17 protein-coding genes are annotated in these 16,852 nt (G+C 70.9%); 10 read left to right on the forward strand and 7 right to left on the reverse strand.

The genetic code is table 11. The features are described from left to right. Positions 1-13: 13 nt before the first annotated feature. Both crcB (AOK03_RS06740) and crcB (AOK03_RS06745) read left to right on the forward strand, forming a co-directional pair. Positions 14-433 carry a fluoride efflux transporter CrcB gene (gene crcB / locus AOK03_RS06740; RefSeq protein ID WP_055564247.1) on the forward strand — a complete coding sequence of 140 codons (420 nt, stop codon included), beginning with the start codon at positions 14-16 and terminating at the stop codon, positions 431-433. Next, complete coding sequence (gene crcB, locus AOK03_RS06745; RefSeq protein WP_055564296.1) at positions 430-804, forward strand: fluoride efflux transporter CrcB; 375 nt, start codon at positions 430-432, stop codon at positions 802-804. Before crcB (AOK03_RS06740) ends, crcB (AOK03_RS06745) begins: the two co-directional genes overlap by 4 nt. A gap of 30 nt (positions 805-834) precedes the next feature. Here the strand turns inward: crcB (AOK03_RS06745) and AOK03_RS06750 are convergent, their stop codons facing one another. From AOK03_RS06750 to AOK03_RS06760, 3 genes are all read right to left on the reverse strand, one after another. Next, the gene (locus tag AOK03_RS06750) at positions 835-1,764 is read right to left on the reverse strand and encodes a glycosyl hydrolase family 18 protein (RefSeq protein WP_055564248.1); all 930 of its coding nucleotides are present in this window, start codon (positions 1,762-1,764) and stop codon (positions 835-837) included. Between the two features lie 85 nt (positions 1,765-1,849). After that, positions 1,850-2,413, reverse strand: a complete 564-nt coding sequence (locus tag AOK03_RS06755) for a dihydrofolate reductase family protein (RefSeq protein ID WP_055564249.1) — start codon at positions 2,411-2,413, stop codon at positions 1,850-1,852. Between the two features lie 98 nt (positions 2,414-2,511). Continuing rightward, entirely contained in the window at positions 2,512-2,859 is a 348-nt protein-coding gene (locus AOK03_RS06760; RefSeq protein ID WP_055564297.1) for a tetratricopeptide repeat protein, read from the reverse strand. 205 nt (positions 2,860-3,064) lie between these two features. On the opposite strand from AOK03_RS06760, the gene AOK03_RS06765 reads away from it, so the two are divergent. Beyond that, entirely contained in the window at positions 3,065-4,030 is a 966-nt protein-coding gene (locus tag AOK03_RS06765; protein ID WP_055564250.1) for a pirin family protein, read from the forward strand. Between the two features lie 34 nt (positions 4,031-4,064). Here AOK03_RS06765 and AOK03_RS06770 read toward each other — a convergent pair whose 3' ends face one another. Then, a complete protein-coding gene (locus tag AOK03_RS06770) occupies positions 4,065-4,403 on the reverse strand; it encodes a thioredoxin family protein (RefSeq protein ID WP_055564251.1) in 339 nt (112 codons plus the stop codon). 38 nt (positions 4,404-4,441) lie between these two features. After that, entirely contained in the window at positions 4,442-5,605 is a 1,164-nt protein-coding gene (locus AOK03_RS06775; RefSeq protein ID WP_055564252.1) for a PucR family transcriptional regulator, read from the reverse strand. An 87-nt stretch (positions 5,606-5,692) separates the two neighbouring features. Here AOK03_RS06775 and AOK03_RS06780 point away from each other — a divergent pair, with 87 nt between their 5' ends. Both AOK03_RS06780 and AOK03_RS06785 read left to right on the forward strand, forming a co-directional pair. Beyond that, the gene (locus AOK03_RS06780; protein ID WP_055564253.1) at positions 5,693-6,748 is read left to right on the forward strand and encodes a ferredoxin reductase; all 1,056 of its coding nucleotides are present in this window, start codon (positions 5,693-5,695) and stop codon (positions 6,746-6,748) included. A gap of 7 nt (positions 6,749-6,755) precedes the next feature. After that, positions 6,756-7,874 (forward strand): fatty acid desaturase family protein, encoded by a 1,119-nt coding sequence (locus AOK03_RS06785; RefSeq protein ID WP_055564254.1) that lies wholly within the window; start codon positions 6,756-6,758, stop codon positions 7,872-7,874. Positions 7,875-7,902: 28 nt separating this feature from the next. Here the strand turns inward: AOK03_RS06785 and AOK03_RS06790 are convergent, their stop codons facing one another. Next, a complete protein-coding gene (locus tag AOK03_RS06790; protein WP_055564255.1) occupies positions 7,903-9,354 on the reverse strand; it encodes a short-chain fatty acyl-CoA regulator family protein in 1,452 nt (483 codons plus the stop codon). A 233-nt stretch (positions 9,355-9,587) separates the two neighbouring features. Between AOK03_RS06790 and AOK03_RS06795 the strand changes: the two genes are divergently transcribed. The 3 genes from AOK03_RS06795 (at position 9,588) to AOK03_RS06805 (ending at position 13,226) form a co-directional block, all read left to right on the forward strand. Next, the gene (locus AOK03_RS06795) at positions 9,588-11,108 is read left to right on the forward strand and encodes an MmgE/PrpD family protein (protein WP_055564256.1); all 1,521 of its coding nucleotides are present in this window, start codon (positions 9,588-9,590) and stop codon (positions 11,106-11,108) included. Then, positions 11,108-12,013, forward strand: a complete 906-nt coding sequence (gene prpB / locus AOK03_RS06800) for a methylisocitrate lyase (protein ID WP_055564257.1) — start codon at positions 11,108-11,110, stop codon at positions 12,011-12,013. The genes AOK03_RS06795 and prpB overlap by 1 nt, the downstream gene beginning before the upstream one ends. A 70-nt stretch (positions 12,014-12,083) precedes the next feature. Beyond that, on the forward strand, positions 12,084-13,226 hold the full coding sequence (locus tag AOK03_RS06805) for a bifunctional 2-methylcitrate synthase/citrate synthase (RefSeq protein ID WP_055564258.1): 1,143 nt from the start codon (positions 12,084-12,086) through the stop codon (positions 13,224-13,226). 31 nt (positions 13,227-13,257) lie between these two features. Here AOK03_RS06805 and AOK03_RS06810 read toward each other — a convergent pair whose 3' ends face one another. Then, complete coding sequence (locus AOK03_RS06810) at positions 13,258-14,769, reverse strand: alpha/beta hydrolase (RefSeq protein ID WP_055564259.1); 1,512 nt, start codon at positions 14,767-14,769, stop codon at positions 13,258-13,260. 208 nt (positions 14,770-14,977) lie between these two features. Here AOK03_RS06810 and AOK03_RS06815 point away from each other — a divergent pair, with 208 nt between their 5' ends. Both AOK03_RS06815 and AOK03_RS06820 read left to right on the forward strand, forming a co-directional pair. Further along, a complete protein-coding gene (locus tag AOK03_RS06815) occupies positions 14,978-16,165 on the forward strand; it encodes a sensor histidine kinase (RefSeq protein WP_055564260.1) in 1,188 nt (395 codons plus the stop codon). Next, positions 16,166-16,843 carry a response regulator transcription factor gene (locus tag AOK03_RS06820; protein ID WP_055564261.1) on the forward strand — a complete coding sequence of 226 codons (678 nt, stop codon included), beginning with the start codon at positions 16,166-16,168 and terminating at the stop codon, positions 16,841-16,843. Positions 16,844-16,852: the final 9 nt, after the last annotated feature.

Consider the following 16,852-nt stretch of genomic DNA (forward strand, 5'->3'; position numbering starts at 1 on the left):
AGTAGGAGGAACGTTGACGCGGGACGAAGGCAAGACCGTCGCTGTGGTGGCCGCGGGCGGCGGCATCGGCGCGGTGGCCCGGTACGCGGCAGCCGTGGAGTGGCCGGCCGCCTCCGACGGATTCCCCTGGACGACCCTCGTGGTGAACGCCGCGGGCTGCGCCGCGATCGGCGTCCTCATGGTGCTGGTCACGGAGGTCGGGACGGCCCACCCCCTGGTGCGGCCCTTTCTCGGCACGGGCGTCCTCGGCGGCTTCACCACGTTCTCGACCTACGCGGTGGACATCGAACGCCTCGTGCGCGGCGGCCACGCCCGCACGGGCCTGGCCTACCTGGCCCTGACCCTGGTCGCGGCGCTCGCCGCGGTGTGGGCCGCGGCATGGACGACGCGCCGGGTGGCGGCCGCCCGCACGGCCACCGGGAGGCGGGCATGAACTGGCTGCTCGTGGTCGTCGGCGGCATGATCGGCGCCCCGCTGCGCCACCTGACCGACCAGACCCTGCGGAAGCGGTACGGAACCGACTTCCCCTGGGGCATCCTCACCGTCAACGTCGTGGGCTGTCTGATCCTCGGCGCGCTGACCGGAGCGGTCACGGCGGGCGCCGCGTCGTCGCACACCCAGCTGTTCCTCGGCACGGGCCTGTGCGGGGCTCTGACGACGTACTCGACCTTCTCGTACGAGACACTGCGGCTCGCCGAGGGCGGCATGCGGTTCCACGCGGTGGCCAACGCGCTGGGGAGCGTCGTCGCGGGCCTCGGCGCGGCCTTTGTGGGGGTGGCCGTCGCCGAGGCCCTGTGGCTGTGACGTCTCCGGGGCGGTCGCTTGGGCGCGGCGTCAGCGCTTGAGCGCCGCCGACACCTCGGCCGCCCACTTCCAGGGCGCGGACGTGCCGCTGGGCTCGGAGTTGAAGTACTCCCAGCCGGCGACACCCCCGAACCCGGGGTGCTTCGAGGCGAGCGCGCCCAGCGTCGACTTGAGGGTCGCCATGTCGACGAATCCACTGCCGCCGTTGGCCGGGGAGGTCAGCGCGCCCGCGACCACCTTGTCCGCGGGAATGAGCCCCCGGGCGATGATGGCGTCGTAGTCGGTCGTCGCGTTCATCTCGCCCCAGCCGTTGTAGAACTGGGCGTTGAACCACGAGATGTCACCGCCCCGGCTCCGGTAAAGGGCGTCGTAGTCGAAACCGGAGAGATTTCCGCCGCCGCTGAGCGCGCTGCCCACCGGCGCGAGCGTAATGAGGAAATCGGCGCCGAAATCGGCGCGCAGCGCGCTGATGACACGCTCGATTCCCGCGAGCGACATGCTCTCCTCGACGTCCAGGTCGACGCCGTCGAGTTCGTGGTCGCGGATGAAGTCCCGCAACAGCGGGTAATACGTGTCGAATTCGGTGTCGAGCCGTGTGAAGCTGCCGGGTGCCGCGCCGCCGACCATCGCCAGCACGTGCACGCCCTGGCCGCGCAGGGTCTTGAGGTCGCGCCACAGCTGCTCGTACTTGGCCGCGTTCGGCGGGTCGTCGTTCAAGTGGATCGGGGCGTGCGGGCCGTTGAGGTCGTTGATGTGCACGGCGGCCACCAGCACGTCCGTCACGCCGGTCCGGTTCTCGGTGAGCGCCAGCGGCGACACGTATGCGTCGTTCGCGTACTGCGTCTGGTAATAGACGACCACGCGCTTTCCTGCCGCCGCCGATTTCCGTGCCGCCATGGCCGGACCGCCCGACGCGGCGGTGAGCGCCAGTGCCGCGAGCAGGACGCTGCGCCTCTTCATGCTCATCTCTCCCCTGGATCGAAGTCGCCGCAATTCTTACGGGGGGCGACCGGGAATGGCTAGGGAGAGTCGGCACTAATGCGCATTAGTTCGTGAGCTCGTAGCGGAGCAGGACGACGCCGTTGCCGAACGTCCGGGTCGCGGCGAGCCTGAGGTCGGCGGTGACGTCCGACGCCTGGAACATGGCCTTGCCCCGGCCGATCACGACCGGATGGACGTAGACGTGGATCTCGTCGATGAGGCCGAGCCGCAGGAAGGTCGCCGCGAGATCGGCGCCGCCGACGCCGAGGTCCCCGTTCGCCGCCTCCTTGAGTGCCCGGATCTCCTCGGGCACCACGTCGCGCAGGATGGTGGTGTTCCAGCCGGCCTGCTCCAGCGTCCGCGAGAACACGTACTTGGGCATGGACCGCCAGATCCCGGCGAACTCCCGCACCGGCCCGGGGCTCGACGGATCGGCGTCGGCATCCGGCCAGAACGACGCCATGAGCTCCCAGCTGACCCGCCCGTCCAGGAACGCGCCCATGGCGGCCGCCTGCTCATTGAAGTGACGGTGCAGCTCGTCGTCGACCAGATGCCAGCCGATCTCGCGACGCGGCCCCTCCATGTAGCCGTCCAGGGACATGGACATCGCCCAGATGATCTTCCGCATCGCGATCCTCGCCGTCATGGGGGTGGCTTGAGTGGCTTGAGGCAGGGGGCACCCCTACGACGGGGTGCCCCCTTCTCTGCCTACCACCGATCGCGCGCTCAAAGCTGCGCGAACTCCCCGTTCAGCGCGGCGGCCATGCGCAGATGGGGCGCCGCGTCGTCGGCGCGGTTCTGCCGCTGGAGCGTGCGCCCGAGCATGAGCCGGGCGTAGCTCTCGACCGGGTCGAGCTCGATCACCCTGCGCAACGCGCTCTCGGCGCGCAGCAGTTGGGCCGAGTGGTAGTAGGCGCGGGCGAGCAGCAGGCGCGGGGCGACCTGCTCGGGCACCTCGTCGGCCAGGGCGTCGAGGATGCGCGCCGCCGTGGCGTACTCCTTGGCCTCGAAGAACAGCCGCGCGCGCTCCCAGCGCTCCGCCACCGTCCCGTGGTCGAAGTAGACCGTGTCCACGTTCTGCGCCACGTCGTTCTGCTGCTCCACCTTGTTCTGCTCCACTGTCTGCCTCCTTCGGGGCCTGTAACGAGGTCATGTAGTTGAATATTCCACGACTGGGATTTCGTGACTCTCGTACGGGGCACGTCCGGCCGGTGGCGAATGGGCCGGTGGCGGATAGCCGACTGCCCTCCGAAGGGTCCACAGGGCTAGGTTGTGCGGCATGAGCAATCTTGATCGCGAAGCGGTTCCCTCCCTGTGCGGTGGCCGGGGCTTCGTCGTCGCGGAACCGGTACGGGAACTCCTCAGCCCGCGGCGGGTGAAACTCGGCGAGTCCACCGAGGTCCGCCGTCTGCTCCCGAACCTCGGACGCCGCATGGTCGGCGCCTGGTGCTTCGTCGATCACTACGGTCCCGACGACATCGCCGACGAGCCCGGCATGCAGGTCCCGCCCCACCCGCACATGGGTCTGCAGACCGTCAGCTGGCTGCACGACGGCGAGGTGCTGCACCGCGACTCCACCGGCAGCCTGCAGACGATCCGCCCGCGCGAGCTGGGCCTGATGACATCGGGCCGCGCGATCTCCCACTCCGAGGAGAGCCCGCGGTCGCACGCCCGCTTCCTGCACGGCGCGCAGCTGTGGGTGGCCCTGCCCGACAGCGACCGGCACACGGCCCCGCACTTCGAGCACCACGCGGACCTGCCCCAGGTCACGGCACCGGGCCTGACCGCGACGCTCCTCCTGGGCGACCTGGACGGCTCGACCTCGCCCGGCACGACGTACACGCCCATCGTCGGCGCGGACCTCGCACTCGCCCGCGGCGCGGACCTGCGCCTCCCGCTGGTGCCGGACTTCGAGTACGCGGTCCTGTCCATGTCCGGCGAGGCGCACGTCGACGGCGTGCCCGTGCTGCCCGGCTCGATGCTCTACCTCGGCTGCGGCCGCACGGAGCTCGCGCTGCGCGCGGAGTCGGATGCGGGCCTGATGCTCCTGGGCGGCGAGCCGTTCGAGGAGGAGCTGGTGATGTGGTGGAACTTCGTGGGCCGCACGCACGACGAGATCGCGACGGCCCGCCGCGACTGGGCGGAGAGCACCCGCTTCGGCGAGGTGAAGGGCTACGACGGAGCGCCGCTGCGGGCCCCTGAGCTGCCGCCGGGGGCGTTGAAGGCGCGGGGGAGGGTGCGCTGAGCCGGGCGTCGCGGCCACGTGCCGCAGCGGCCGCTCAAAGGTGGTCGGCCAGGAGCTTCCGCACCTCGGCGGCGGTCACCGGCCCCGTGCCGTGGGCCACCGCCTCTCCCTCCTTCAGCAGGACGTAGGAGGGGGCTCCGGTGATCCCGTATCGCCCGGTCGCGGCCGGACAGCGCGTGATGTCGGCGCGGACGGCCGTCAGGCGGCCCGTGTAGTCGTCGGCGATGCCGCCCACGACGAGGTCCATCACCCGGCAGGGCTCGATCGCCTTGGGCCATGTCCCGGTGAAGTAGGCGAGGACCGGCACCTGGCTCATCCCGAGGATGAAGTCGAACTCCGCGTCCTCACGGGGTCGGTGCACCCGCTTCGCCATGGCAGCTCCTGCTCTCGCGGTCCGTCGTTCCGTCCCCATCATCCCTCGTGCGGTGTGCCGGGCCGGCCGGTCCGGAGACCGAGCGCCAGCGTCAGTTCAAGGACCCGTTGCGGCGATGCGAGATCCGGAAAGAGGTCCCGCAGCTGCGACATCCGGTACCGGACCGTCTGGGGATGGACGAACAGCGCGGCCGCCGCCTCGTCGCGCCTGCCCTGGTGCAGGAGCCACGCCCGCAACGTCTCCTCCAGCCGCTGTGCGGTCGCGACGGGCAAGGCGCGCAACGGTGCGAGGGCCCGGGCGCGCAGGTCCGCGAACGCGTCCGCGTCGGCGCTCAGCACCAGCTCGGGCAGGTGGTCCTCGGTGTCGCGGATGTCGGCGGAGAGGGAGCGCGCGCGTACGGCTCGTGCGTACGAGGCGGACGCGCGAGCCCATGGCCGGGCCGGGCCGACCACGGCGGCACGGTCGGTCAGCTGCCGCAGGAGACGTGATCGGTCGGCATCGGGGACGAGCAGCACGCCGGTGGCGTCCGGCAGATCGTCGAGGACGAGGGTGCTCGGGTCGAGCGCGCGGTAGGTGGGCCGGGCCTGGGCGGCGGGGAGCAGGACCGCGGTCAGCGAAACCGGAGGCTGCCACCCGGCGCGTTGCACAGAGGCCACCAGCACGTCCGGGCTCGCGCCGGCGAGGAGGTCGCGGGCCAGGTGTTCCAGATGGAGCTCGTGGGCCCTGCCCCGGGCGGCCAGCTCGTCGGCGTGGCCCGCGGCGCTCGCGGCGGAGAGCTCGTCGATGTAGGCGAAGGTCAGCTCGGCGAACTTGGCGACCTCGGCGGCGGGCAGACCTGCGGGCACGGCACCCGCCGCCAGGCATCGCCAGGCCACACGGGCGCCGACGCGGTAGGCGCTGAGCAGGGCGTCCATCGAACGGCCGTCGCGCACCTCGCCGCGGCCCAGCTCGTAGGCCGCGTCACCCGCGTCGCCGCCCGTGGCGTTCCCGCTCGCGAGGTCCAGGTAGTGCCCCAGGGCGGTGCGGACGGCTCGGCGGATGGTGCCGCCCATGCGGCCCGAAAGGGCGTTGGCGTAGGAAGGGACCTCGTCGATGATCGCCTGGACGATCTCGTCGGCGGTGGTCTTCAGCGCGGCCCGAAGCGCGGTGACCGTCGTCTCGTCCAGGGCCAGCTCGCTGACCCTCCGGATTGCATGACTCACGTTTTTGTTCCCTGCGAACAATTCAGTCGACCAGATTTACGTCCTGCGGTCAGGACTTTACGCCCTGAGGCGCAGCAAGCTGGGGTCATGACGAGTACAGCCCTCCGCAGCAGGGCGTGGAAACTGCTGGAGATGGTCACGACGCCGCTGCTGCCGTCGGACTACCTCGACCTGGTCAGCCCGCTGCGTGCGGGCGCCGACCTGCGTGGGCGCATCGAGGCCGTGCACCCCGAGACGGGCGACGCCGCGACCGTCGTGATCAGGCCGGGACGGGGCTGGCGCGGCCACACGGCCGGTCAGTACGTGCGGATCGGGGTCGACGTCGACGGGGTGCGCCTGTGGCGTGCCTACTCCCTCACCTCGCCGACGGACCGCCGGGACGGCCGCGTCACGATCACCGTGAAGGCGATCCCGGACGGCAAGGTCAGCAACCATCTGGTCCGCAGGGCGCAACCGGGCACGCTGATCCAGCTCGACCACCCGACCGGTGACTTCGTGCTGCCGCGGGCCAAGCCCGCCAAGGTGCTCTACCTGACGGCCGGCAGCGGCATCACTCCCGTGATGGGCATGCTGCGCGACACCGAGTTCGACGACGTCGTCATGGTCCACAGCGCGCCACGGCCGCAAGACGTGATCTTCCGCGACGAACTGCACGACCTGGTCGCGGACAAGAAGCTGCGGCTCACCGAGGTGCACACCGACACGGACGGCATGCTCGACGTCGCCCGTCTCGACGAACTCGTGCCCGACTGGGCCGAGCGCGAGACGTGGGCCTGCGGACCCGCGGGCCTGCTCGACGCCGCCGAAGAGCACTGGACAGGGCACGGCGTACCAGAGCGCCTGCACACCGAACGCTTCCGCCCCGCCATCGTCGTCACCGGCGACGGCGGCGAGGTCACGTTCAGCGCCACCGGCAAGGCCGTCGACGCGGACGGCGCCACGCCGCTGCTGGACGTCGGCGAGGAAGCCGGCGTGCTCATGCCCTCCGGGTGCCGCATGGGCATCTGCTTCGGCTGCGTCACGCCGCTCAAGGCGGGCGCCGTCCGCGACCTGCGCACCGGCGAGATCACCGAGGCCGAGCCGGGCGTCCTCATCCAGACCTGCGTGTCCGCCGCGGCGGGCCCCTGCGACATCGAACGGTAGGAGCACCTTGACCGCCATCGACCCCACCGCCCACCTGACCGCGGAGCAGATCGAGGAGCTCGGCCGCGAGCTGGACGCGATCCGCGACGAGGTGATCGCCGGCCGCGGCGAGAAGGACGCCGCGTACATCCGCAAGGTCATCTCGGCGCAGCGCAAGCTCGAGCTGGTCAGCAGGGGCGTGCTGCTGTTCTCGATCTTCCCGCCCGCCTGGCTGATCGGCACCGCCGGGCTGTCCGTGGCGAAGATCATGGACAACATGGAGATCGGTCACAACATCCTGCACGGCCAGTGGGACTGGATGCGGGACCCGAAGATCCACTCCACCACCTGGGAGTGGGACCACGTCTCGCCCTCCGACCAGTGGAAGCACTCGCACAACGAGCTGCATCACACGTACACCAACGTGATCGGCAAGGACAACGACCTCGGCTACGGCATCATGCGCGTCGACGAGGACCAGAAGTGGCACCCGTTCCACCTCGGCCAGCCGCTGTGGAACTTCATCAACGCCTGCTTCTTCGAGTACGGCATCGCGGCGTACGACCTGGAGCTCGGCAAGAACCTCAGCAAGCGCCGCCGCAAGAACCCGGAGTTCCGCGCGCGGGCCAAGGCCGTGGGCCGCAAGATCCGCAAGCAGGTGCTCAAGGACTACGTGGTCCACCCGCTGCTGTCGGGCCCGTCCTTCCTCCCCACGCTCGCCGCCACGTTCACCGCGAACCTGGTCCGCAACATCTGGTCCCACTCGGTGATCATGTGCGGGCACTTCCCCGAGGGCGTGCAGGTCTTCGAGCGCCGGTCGATCAAGGGCGAGACGCGCGGTCAGTGGTACCTGCGCCAGATGATGGGCTCGGCGAACATCAGCGGCAGCAAGGCCATGCACTTCATGACCGGCAACCTGTCGCACCAGATCGAGCACCATCTGTTCCCGGACCTGCCGAGCAACCGGTACGCCGAGGTCGCGGTGAAGGTGCGCGCGCTGTTCGAGAAGTACGAGCTGGACTACGTCACCGGGCCGCTGCCCAAGCAGGTGTTCTCCGCGTGGCACAAGGTCTTCCGGCTCTCGCTGCCGAACAAGAAGCCGAAGTTCAAGACGCCGGACCGCGAGCGGGAGCTCGTCGCGGCCTGATTCCCCGTTCGCGGTACGCCGTCATCTGCTAGCCGCCCGAAGCGTCCACCGGGTAGGGGACGTAGGTGCGTCGGTCGGGGTCGACGGCGAGTCGTCCGCCGGCCGGCGGACGGGCCCGCTGGGCGCAGTCGCGGCGCTCACAGATGCGGCAGCCCAGGCCGATCGGGGTCGCGGCCCGCGGGTCGTCCAGGGCGATGCCCTCCGCGTAGACCAGGCGGTGGGCGTGGCGCAGTTCGCACCCCAGGGCGACGGCGAATTCGGCGCGCGGCGCATGATGCCCGGCGCCGCCCCGGGTGACGGTGCGGGCCACCCAGAAGTACCGCTTGCCGTCGGGCATTTCGGCGACTTGGGTGAGGATGCGGCCGGGGGCGGAGAACGCCGCGTACACCGTCCACAGCGGGCAGCTGCCGCCGAGGCGGCTGAAGTGGAAGTCGGTGGCGGACTGCCGCTTGGAGACGTTGCCCGCGCGGTCCACGCGGAGGAAGGAGAAGGGCACTCCGCGCCGCCCCGAGCGCTGGAGCGTGCTGAGGCGGTGGCAGACCGTCTCGAAGCCGACGCCGAAGCGCGCCTGCAGCAGTTCGATGTCGTAGTGCAGCTCTTCGGCGGCGGACTGGAACGCCGTGTACGGCATCAGCAGGGCCCCGGCGAAGTAGTTCGCAAGCCCGATGCGGGCCAGGGCCGCGGCCTGCGCGGAGGTCAGACCGGCCGCTTCGACCAGCGTGTCGAGCAGCGGGCCGCACTCCAGGAGGGCGATCTGCGTGGCGAGTTGGAAGGCCCGCTGGCCCTCCGTCAGCCACGGGGACAAGAACAGCAGACGGCTCTTCGAGTCGAAGCGGCGGGCATCGGCCGAGCGCTCGGGCGCCGCCTGCACCACCGTGACCTTGTGGTGGTCGGCGAGCCTCTGCCGCAGGATGTCCGCCGTCGGGCGCGCCGAGCCGAGGCCCCAGTCCAGCGCGGCGTGCTCCGCCGCGCTGTCGAGCGGCTCGATGTGGTTGTGATGGGCGTAGAAGAAGTCGCGCACCTCGTCGTGCGGTTCAGCCGGCGGCAGGGTGGACGCCAGAGCTGCGGGAGTGTCGGCGGAGGCGGACGCCAGCGCGGCGACCTGCTCGGAAGCGTCCCGGTAGCGGTGGTGCAGGGCCACCAGGGCGCGGGCCACGTCGGGATGGTCGCGGGCCACCTCCACCGCCTCCGCCATCGAGGCGGACACGCCGGTGGCCTCGTCGCCGAGGGCCGCACGCAGGTCGGTCGCGAGACGCTCCTCGTCGGCCTCGGAGAAGAACTCCGGGTCCACGCCGAGGACTTCGGCGATGCGGAGCAGGACTGAGGCCGTCAGAGGGCGCTGGCTGTGCTCGATCTGGTTGAGGTAGCTCGTCGAGATGCCGAGCGAGCGCGCCAGCTCGACCTGGTTCAGGCCGTGTTCGGTGCGCAGCCTCCGCAGCTTGGCGTGTGCGTAGATCTTCCGCCCTGGAGACCGTGCCATGGGTACTGCGCCCTCCGTCCCGTTTCCGCTCTGTTCGGGTCCGCCCGGACCCGTGGCTGCGAAGTTACCATCCGCACATTTTGCAGGTTTCGCAGTTTTACAGCTTCTGACGGTGCGGATTTCGCAGATTGGAGCCGTCGCCGACGGGCCCGGCGGTGGGAATGATCGATGCCGAAGGCGCGAGACCTCCGGCGAGGGAGGCCGTCGCTCGTCCGCACACCGCGAGGAGTCCCGTGATCGACCACCAACTGCGCGTCCACCCCAGCACCGACCGGCTGCCCCGCGAGGAGCAGCTCGCCTGGAAACTCGCCACCGTGGCCACCGGCACCCAGGAAGCGGCCGAGCTGGACCCGGCGGCGGCCGCCATGGCAGCGAACCGGGTGATCGACAACGCCTCGGTCGCACTCGCCTCGCTGCGCCGCCGCCCGGTCGCGGTGGCCCGCGCGCAAGCCCTCGCGCACTCGACCGGGACCGGTGCCTCGGTCTTCGGCACGCGGCCGGGGCTGCGGGTGTCGCCCGAGTGGGCTGCCTGGGCCAACGGAACGGCGGTGCGCGAACTCGACTTCCACGACACCTACTTGGCGGCCGACTACTCCCACCCGGGCGACAACATCCCACCCCTGCTGGCCGTTGCCCAGCACACGGGATGCTCCGGCGCCGACCTGCTGCGCGGCATCATCGCCGCCTACGAGATCCACGTCGCTCTCGTGAAGGGCATCTGCCTGCACGAGCACCGCATCGACCACGTGGCGCACCTGAGCGCTGCCACCGCCTGCGGGCTCGGCGCGATGCTGCGCCTGCCGACGGAGACGGTGCACCAGGCCGTCGGGCAGGCGGTGCACACCACCACCGCGACCCGGCAGTCCCGCAAGGGCGAGATCTCCAGCTGGAAGGCGTTCGCCCCGGCCTTCGCGGGCAAGGCGGCGATCGAGGCCGTGGACCGGGCGATGCGCGGCGAAGGCGCGCCGGCACCGATCTACGAGGGCGAGGACGGCTTCCTCGCCTGGCTGCTCGACGGCCCCCAGGCGTCGTACACCGTCTCGCTGCCGGAGCCGGGCGAGGTGCGCCGGGCGATCCTCGACACGTACACGAAGGAGCACTCCGCCGAGTACCAGGCCCAGGCGATCATCGACCTGGCGCGGGGGCTGCGCGACAAGACCGGCCCCTTGGACCGGGTGAGGTCCATCGTGCTCCACACCAGCCACCACACCCACCACGTCATCGGTTCCGGCGCGAACGACCCGCAGAAGTACGACCCCACCGCCAGCCGGGAAACCCTCGACCACTCCGTGCCGTACATCCTCGCCGTGGCCCTGGAGGACGGCACCTGGCACCACGAGCGTTCCTACGTTCCCGAGCGCGCCGGGCGGCCAGGGACCGTGGCGCTGTGGCAGAAGATCTCCACGGTGGAGGACCCGGAGTGGACCCGCCGCTACCACGACCCCGACCCCCGGCGCCGTGCCTTCGGGGGCCGGGCCGTGGTCACCCTCGACGACGGCACGGTCATCGAGGACGAGCTCGCCGTCGCCGACGCCCACCCGGCCGGTGCCCGCCCCTTCGGGCGCGACGGTTACACGGCCAAGTTCCGCACCCTCACCGAAGGCGTCGTCGCGCGGCCCGCGCAGGACGCCTTCCTGGACACGGCAGGCCGTCTGCCGGAGCTGGGCGTATCGGAGCTCACCGGCCTCTTTCCCGCCGTCGGCACCGACGCCATCGCCGCGTACGACGCGCGGCTCCCGAAGGGACTCTTCTGATGCTGCACACCCGCACCACCCCCGCTGAACGCCGCCGGGCGCTGCGCGAACAGCTCGCCTCGGGGCGGCTGTTGCGGATGCCGGGCGCGGTCAATCCGTACACGGCGAGGCTGATCGAGGAGCACGGCTTCGAGGCCGCCTACCTTTCCGGGGCGGTCCTGGCCGCCGAACTGTGTCTGCCCGACATCGGTCTCACCACATCGACCGAGGTCGCGGACCGCGCCCAGCAGGTCACCCGCGTCACCGACCTGCCGGTCCTCATCGACGCCGACACCGGATTCGGGGCGCCGGTCAACGCCGCCCGCACCGTGCAGCTCTTCGAGGACGCCGGCCTGGCCGGGATGCACCTGGAGGATCAGACCGGCGTCAAACGCTGCGGACACCTCGACGGCAAGACCCTCGTGACGCGTGACGAGATGGTGCGACGCGTCCGTGCCGCGGCCGACGCCCGACGCGACGACGGCTTCCTGCTGATGGCTCGTACCGATGCCCGTGGAGTCGAGGGCCTGGACGCCGCGATCGACCGGGCGAAGGCGTACGTCGATGCCGGTGCCGATGCCGTATTTCCCGAAGCCCTCGTCGACGAGACCGAGTTCGAGGCGTTCCGCAAGGCGCTGGACGTACCGCTCCTCGCCAACATGACCGAGTTCGGCAAGGGCCCGCTCCTGACGGCCGCTGCCCTGGAGAACCTCGGGTACAACATCGCCCTCTACCCGGTCACCCTGTTGCGCCTCGCCAACGGCGCCATCGAGGACGGGCTGCGGACACTGGCCGCCGAGGGCACACAGGAGTCCCTGCTGCCCCGCATGCAGACCCGCTCGCGGCTCTACGAAGTCCTTGGCTACGAGGACTACGCCGCCTACGACTCGGCCGTCTTCGACTTCACGCTGCCGCCCGGCGTCTGATCCACCACCCATGTCCACCGCCCCGGCCCGTTCCCCGAGCCGGAGCGCGCCCTCGTCACTGGAGGACCGCATGACCTCTGCCCCGCCCGTCGCACCGGCCGTCCACCGCGGTCTCGCCGGTGTGGTCGTCGACACCACCGAGATCTCCACTGTCATCCAGGAGACCAACTCCCTGACCTACCGCGGCTATCCGGTCCAGGACCTCGCCGCCCGCTGCTCCTTCGAGGAGGTGGCCCACCTCCTCTGGCACGGAGAGCTTCCCGACGCCGGACAGCTCGGCGCATTCACGGCCCGCGAGCGTGCCCTCCGCCCGCTGGACCGCACCACCGCGGAGCTCCTGGGACGCCTGCCCGGGACGTGCCACCCCATGGACGTCCTGCGTACCGCCGTCAGCCTCTTCGGCGCCGAGGACCCCACCGAGGACGACGACAGCGCGACAGCCAACCGGACCAAGTCCCTTGCCCTGCTGGCGAAACTGCCGACCGTGGTCGCCGCCGACCACCGCAGGCGACACGGACTCGCGCCCCTCCAGCCCGACCCGTCCCTCGGGTACGCCGAGAACTTCTTCCACATGTGCTTCGGGGAGATCCCCGAGCCGGAAGTGGTCCGTTGCTTCGAGATCTCCTTGATCCTGTACGCCGAACACAGCTTCAACGCCTCGACGTTCACCGCCCGCGTCGTCACCTCGACCCTCTCCGACCTCTACAGCGCCGTCACCGCGGCCATCGGCGCTTTGAAAGGCCCCCTGCACGGTGGCGCCAACGAGGCCGTGATGCACATGCTCAACGAGATCGGCGACCCGTGCCGGGCCGAGGGATGGCTCGACGAGGCGCTGGCCGCCAAGCGCAAGATCATGGGATTCGGCCACCGCGTCTACAAGCACGGCGATTCACGTGTGCCGATCATGCAGGAGGCCACCGACCGTCTCGTCGCACGCGCGGGCGACCCCGAAGTCACCCGGCTGGCCACGCTGCACGCAGCCCTGCGACACGCCATGGTCGGCCGCAAGGGCATCCACCCCAACCTCGACTACCCGGCCGGGCTCGCCTACCACCTCATGGGATTCGACATCCCCACCTTCACCCCGATCTTCGTGATGAGCCGCATCACCGGGTGGACGGCCCACATCACCGAACAGCTGGACCACAACGCCCTGATCCGTCCCCTGGGCGCCTACACCGGACCTGACCAGCGGACCGTCCCGGCCCTTTGACGAGTCCAGGGCCGGGACGCCTGCCAGGTCGTTACTTGTCCGGCTCCGCCGCGCAGGCGATGTCCTCGGCCGGACGCCGTCCGTCGGCCAGGAAGGCCGTCACCGAGTTGTTCGCGCACATGTTGCGGCCGAACGGGTAGACACCGTGCCCGCCCTGATCGGCGGTCACCATCGTGGCCCGGTCGCCGAGTGCCCTCCGCAGCTTCATGGCGCCGACGAGGGGGGTTCCGGGGTCGCGCTCGTTCTGCACCATCAGTACGTTCGACGGGCCGCTGTCACCGATCCGCACCGGCGGCTCGACCCGGCTGTCCGGCCAGTACGCGCAGGGCTTGATGCTTCCGGTGCTCCCGCCCAGCTTCGGGTACTTCAGCCGGTCGATCGCGGCGTTGCGCTGGTAGTCCCGGACCTTGCCGGGCCAACGCGAGTCACCGCAGGTCACATAGAAGTGACTGGCCAGGAGGTTCTCCGAGAGCGGCGGCGGAGGCGGCAGCGGCTCGCCCTTGTCCAAGGCACGCCATTCCTCGGCCAGTTCGGGCATGAGGCCGTCGACGTAGAGACGATCGAACGTCACCCCGCGGAACAGCGTCCCGTCGATGCCGCCGACCGGTTTGGCGTCCAGCCGCTTCGCGAGTTCGAAGAACTTGGCGGTCACCTGCTTCGGTGTGCTGCCCAGCCCGTACTCGGGGTGCGCGGCCGCGTGCGCCGCGAAGTCCGGGAACCGGTCCTCCATGCCGCGGCCGAGCAGGCGGAAGTTCCCCAGGTCGTAGCCGCCGGGGCCCATGTTGCTGTCGAGCACGATCCGGTCGCTGCGCCCGGGGAACAGCGTCGTGTACACCGCGCCGAGGTAGCTGCCGTAGGAGGCACCGAGGTAGGAGGCCTTCGGCTCGCCCAGTGCCGCGCGGATCCGGTCCATGTCGCGTGCGGTGTTCGCGGTGGTGGTGTGGGGCAGCATCCACGCCGTCCGGGACGTGCCGCACTGTTCGGCGATGGTCCGCGCGTAGGGCGCCTCCTTGGCGACGTCCGCCGCGGTGTGCGCGTACGGCGGGAAGTTGCCGCGCGCCTGCTGCCGCGGGGTCAGGTCGCAGGTGACCGGCGTGCTGCGGCCGACACCACGCGGGTCGAAGCCGATCACGTCGTAGGAGTCGAGGACGGCCTTCGGCAGCCCGGCACCGGCGAGCAGTGCCGGGTAGTCGAGCCCGGAGCCACCGGGGCCGCCCGGGTTGGTCAGCAGCACACCGCGGCGCTTCGAAGGGTCCCGGCTCGCCAGCCGGGAGACGGCGATCTCGATCTGCCTGCCCTCGGGGGCGCGGTAGTCCAGCGGGACGTCGAGCGTCGCGCACTCGAGACGGGGCGCGGCGGCGTCCTGCGCTCCTGTCTTCTGCGCTCCTGTCTTCTGTGATCCTGCCTTCTGCGGACACGGGCCCCACTTCAGGGAGTCCGTCGTGGCCGTCGGTGTGTCCGGAGTTGCCGCTGCCGGGGCTCCCGACATCGCGGCCGCGGCGACTGCGGTGGCGGCGAGGGCGAGGGACAGGGTCTTGCGCATCTGGTGTCCTCCTGGGGCGACGCACGCGGTCGTGCGCCGGAACGAGCGGGTGACGGAGGTGAGTCTGTTCATCCGGCGTCACCGGCGCATCGGCCCTACGGGTCGAGTCACCTTCGACCGAAGTCGAAGTGGTGATCCGACTCCGGGAGGGGGCGGGACTGGCCCAGGGGCTGCTGCACCGGCCGCACAGCTTCGCGACAATGACCGGATGAACACGGACGTCGCGCCACGGCTCGGGGGGTGGCAGCAGACAGGGCGGCTGGTCGCGGCCGCCGCCCTGGGCATCTTCTTCTGGCTCTCCACCGGCGCGGCGCTGCCGCGGGGGTGCGCGACCGGCACGTGCTCCTGGTTCGTCACCGGTGATCCGCTGGTGGCACTCGGCTGCCTGACGGCGCTCCTGTGGCGCCGACGGTTCCCGCTCGCCGTCGCCATGACGGTCGCTGTCGCCTCGGGTGCTTCGGTACTCGCCATCGGCGCCGCGCTGCTGGCTCTGTGCTCCATTTCCACGCATCGCCGTCCGGCGCGGATCGGAGTCGTCGCGCTCGGCTTCGTGGCCGCGTCGCAACTCACCCTCGTGTTCTACCCGGTCACGAGCCCGCCCGGCTCGGTATGGCTCCAACTCGCACCCACGGCACTGTGCGCGGGCATCGCGGTGGCCGTCGGCGTGGCCATCGGCGCACGGCGCGTCGAGATGCAGTCCTTGCGGGAGCGGGCGGAGAGCACGGAACGGGAACAATCCGCGCGTGCGGCCCAGGCACGGGCCCTGGAACGGAACCGCATCGCCCGGGAGATGCACGACGTGCTCGCGCACCGGATCTCCCTGGTCGCCATGCAGGCCGGAGTGCTGGACCACCGCGGGAACCTCAGCGCCGAGGAGAACCGCATGCTGATCCGCGGCATCGCCGACGGCTCCCACCAAGCGCTGGAAGAACTACGAGACGTCCTCGGCGTGCTCCGCGCCGTCCCGGGCCGCCCGGAGCCGCCGCAGCCCTCCCTGGACCGGATCCCGGAGCTGGTGGCCGACGCCCGCGCTTCCGGAGTGGACGTCACACTCACCACCACGGTGACGGGGAAACCGTCCGACGTCGTGGGACGAACCTGCTACCGGGTCATCCAGGAAGGACTGACCAACGCGGCCAAACACGCCCCGGGCGCCCAAGTGCACGTCACCGTCGAGGGAACAGCCGGTGACGAACTGCTCGCGAGCATCCACAACTCCCCGGCCACCAGGACGACGACCGCTCGACCGCCCGCATCAGGATTCGGCCTGCTCGGCCTCGCCGAACGCATCACCCTCGCCGACGGAGAACTGAGCCACCACCCGACACCCGACGGCGGATACGTCCTCACCGCGCGGCTACCCTGGCCGCACCACGACCACGGAAAGAGAAGCTGAGTGGAGAGCGAGCGGGAGCCGGTGCGTGTCGTCATCGTCGACGACGAACAACTGGTGCGCCTGGCGCTTCGCCTCGTCATCGACGGCGAACCGGACCTGACCGTCGTCGCGGAGGCGGCCGACGGGGACGCCGCGCTCACGGTGGTGGAAGAGCATCGGCCGGACGTCGTGCTGATGGACATCCGGATGCCCGGCCGTGACGGCCTCGACGCGACCCGGGAACTCCTCGCCCGGCCGACGCCGCCCGGGGTGCTCATGCTGACCACGTTCGACTCCGACGACCTGGTCCTCGGCGCGCTGCGCGCCGGAGCCCTCGGGTTCGTCCTGAAGGACACCCCGCCCGCACAGATCCTCGACGCGGTGCGCACGGTCGCGGGCGGGAACCCGGTGCTGTCCCCGGCGGCCACGGCACGGGTGATCGCCGCAGCCACCGGGCCGCAGTCCCCCGGGACCCGCCGCTCGTCCCGCCGAGCCGCGCGGAAACAGTTGTCCGCGCTGACCGAACGGGAACTCGACACCGCCCGGGCCATCGCGGACGGTCTCGGCAACCCGGAGATCGCCGAGCGGCTGCACATCAGCGTCGGGACCGTCAAGGCACACACGGGCAGCCTGTTCGCCAAGCTGGCGGCCGAGAACCGGGTGCAGATCGCGCTCCTGGTCCGCGACGCGGAGGAATGACCGGCCGCG

This window comes from Streptomyces atriruber (assembly GCF_001418325.1).
Classification (GTDB): domain Bacteria; phylum Actinomycetota; class Actinomycetes; order Streptomycetales; family Streptomycetaceae; genus Streptomyces; species Streptomyces atriruber.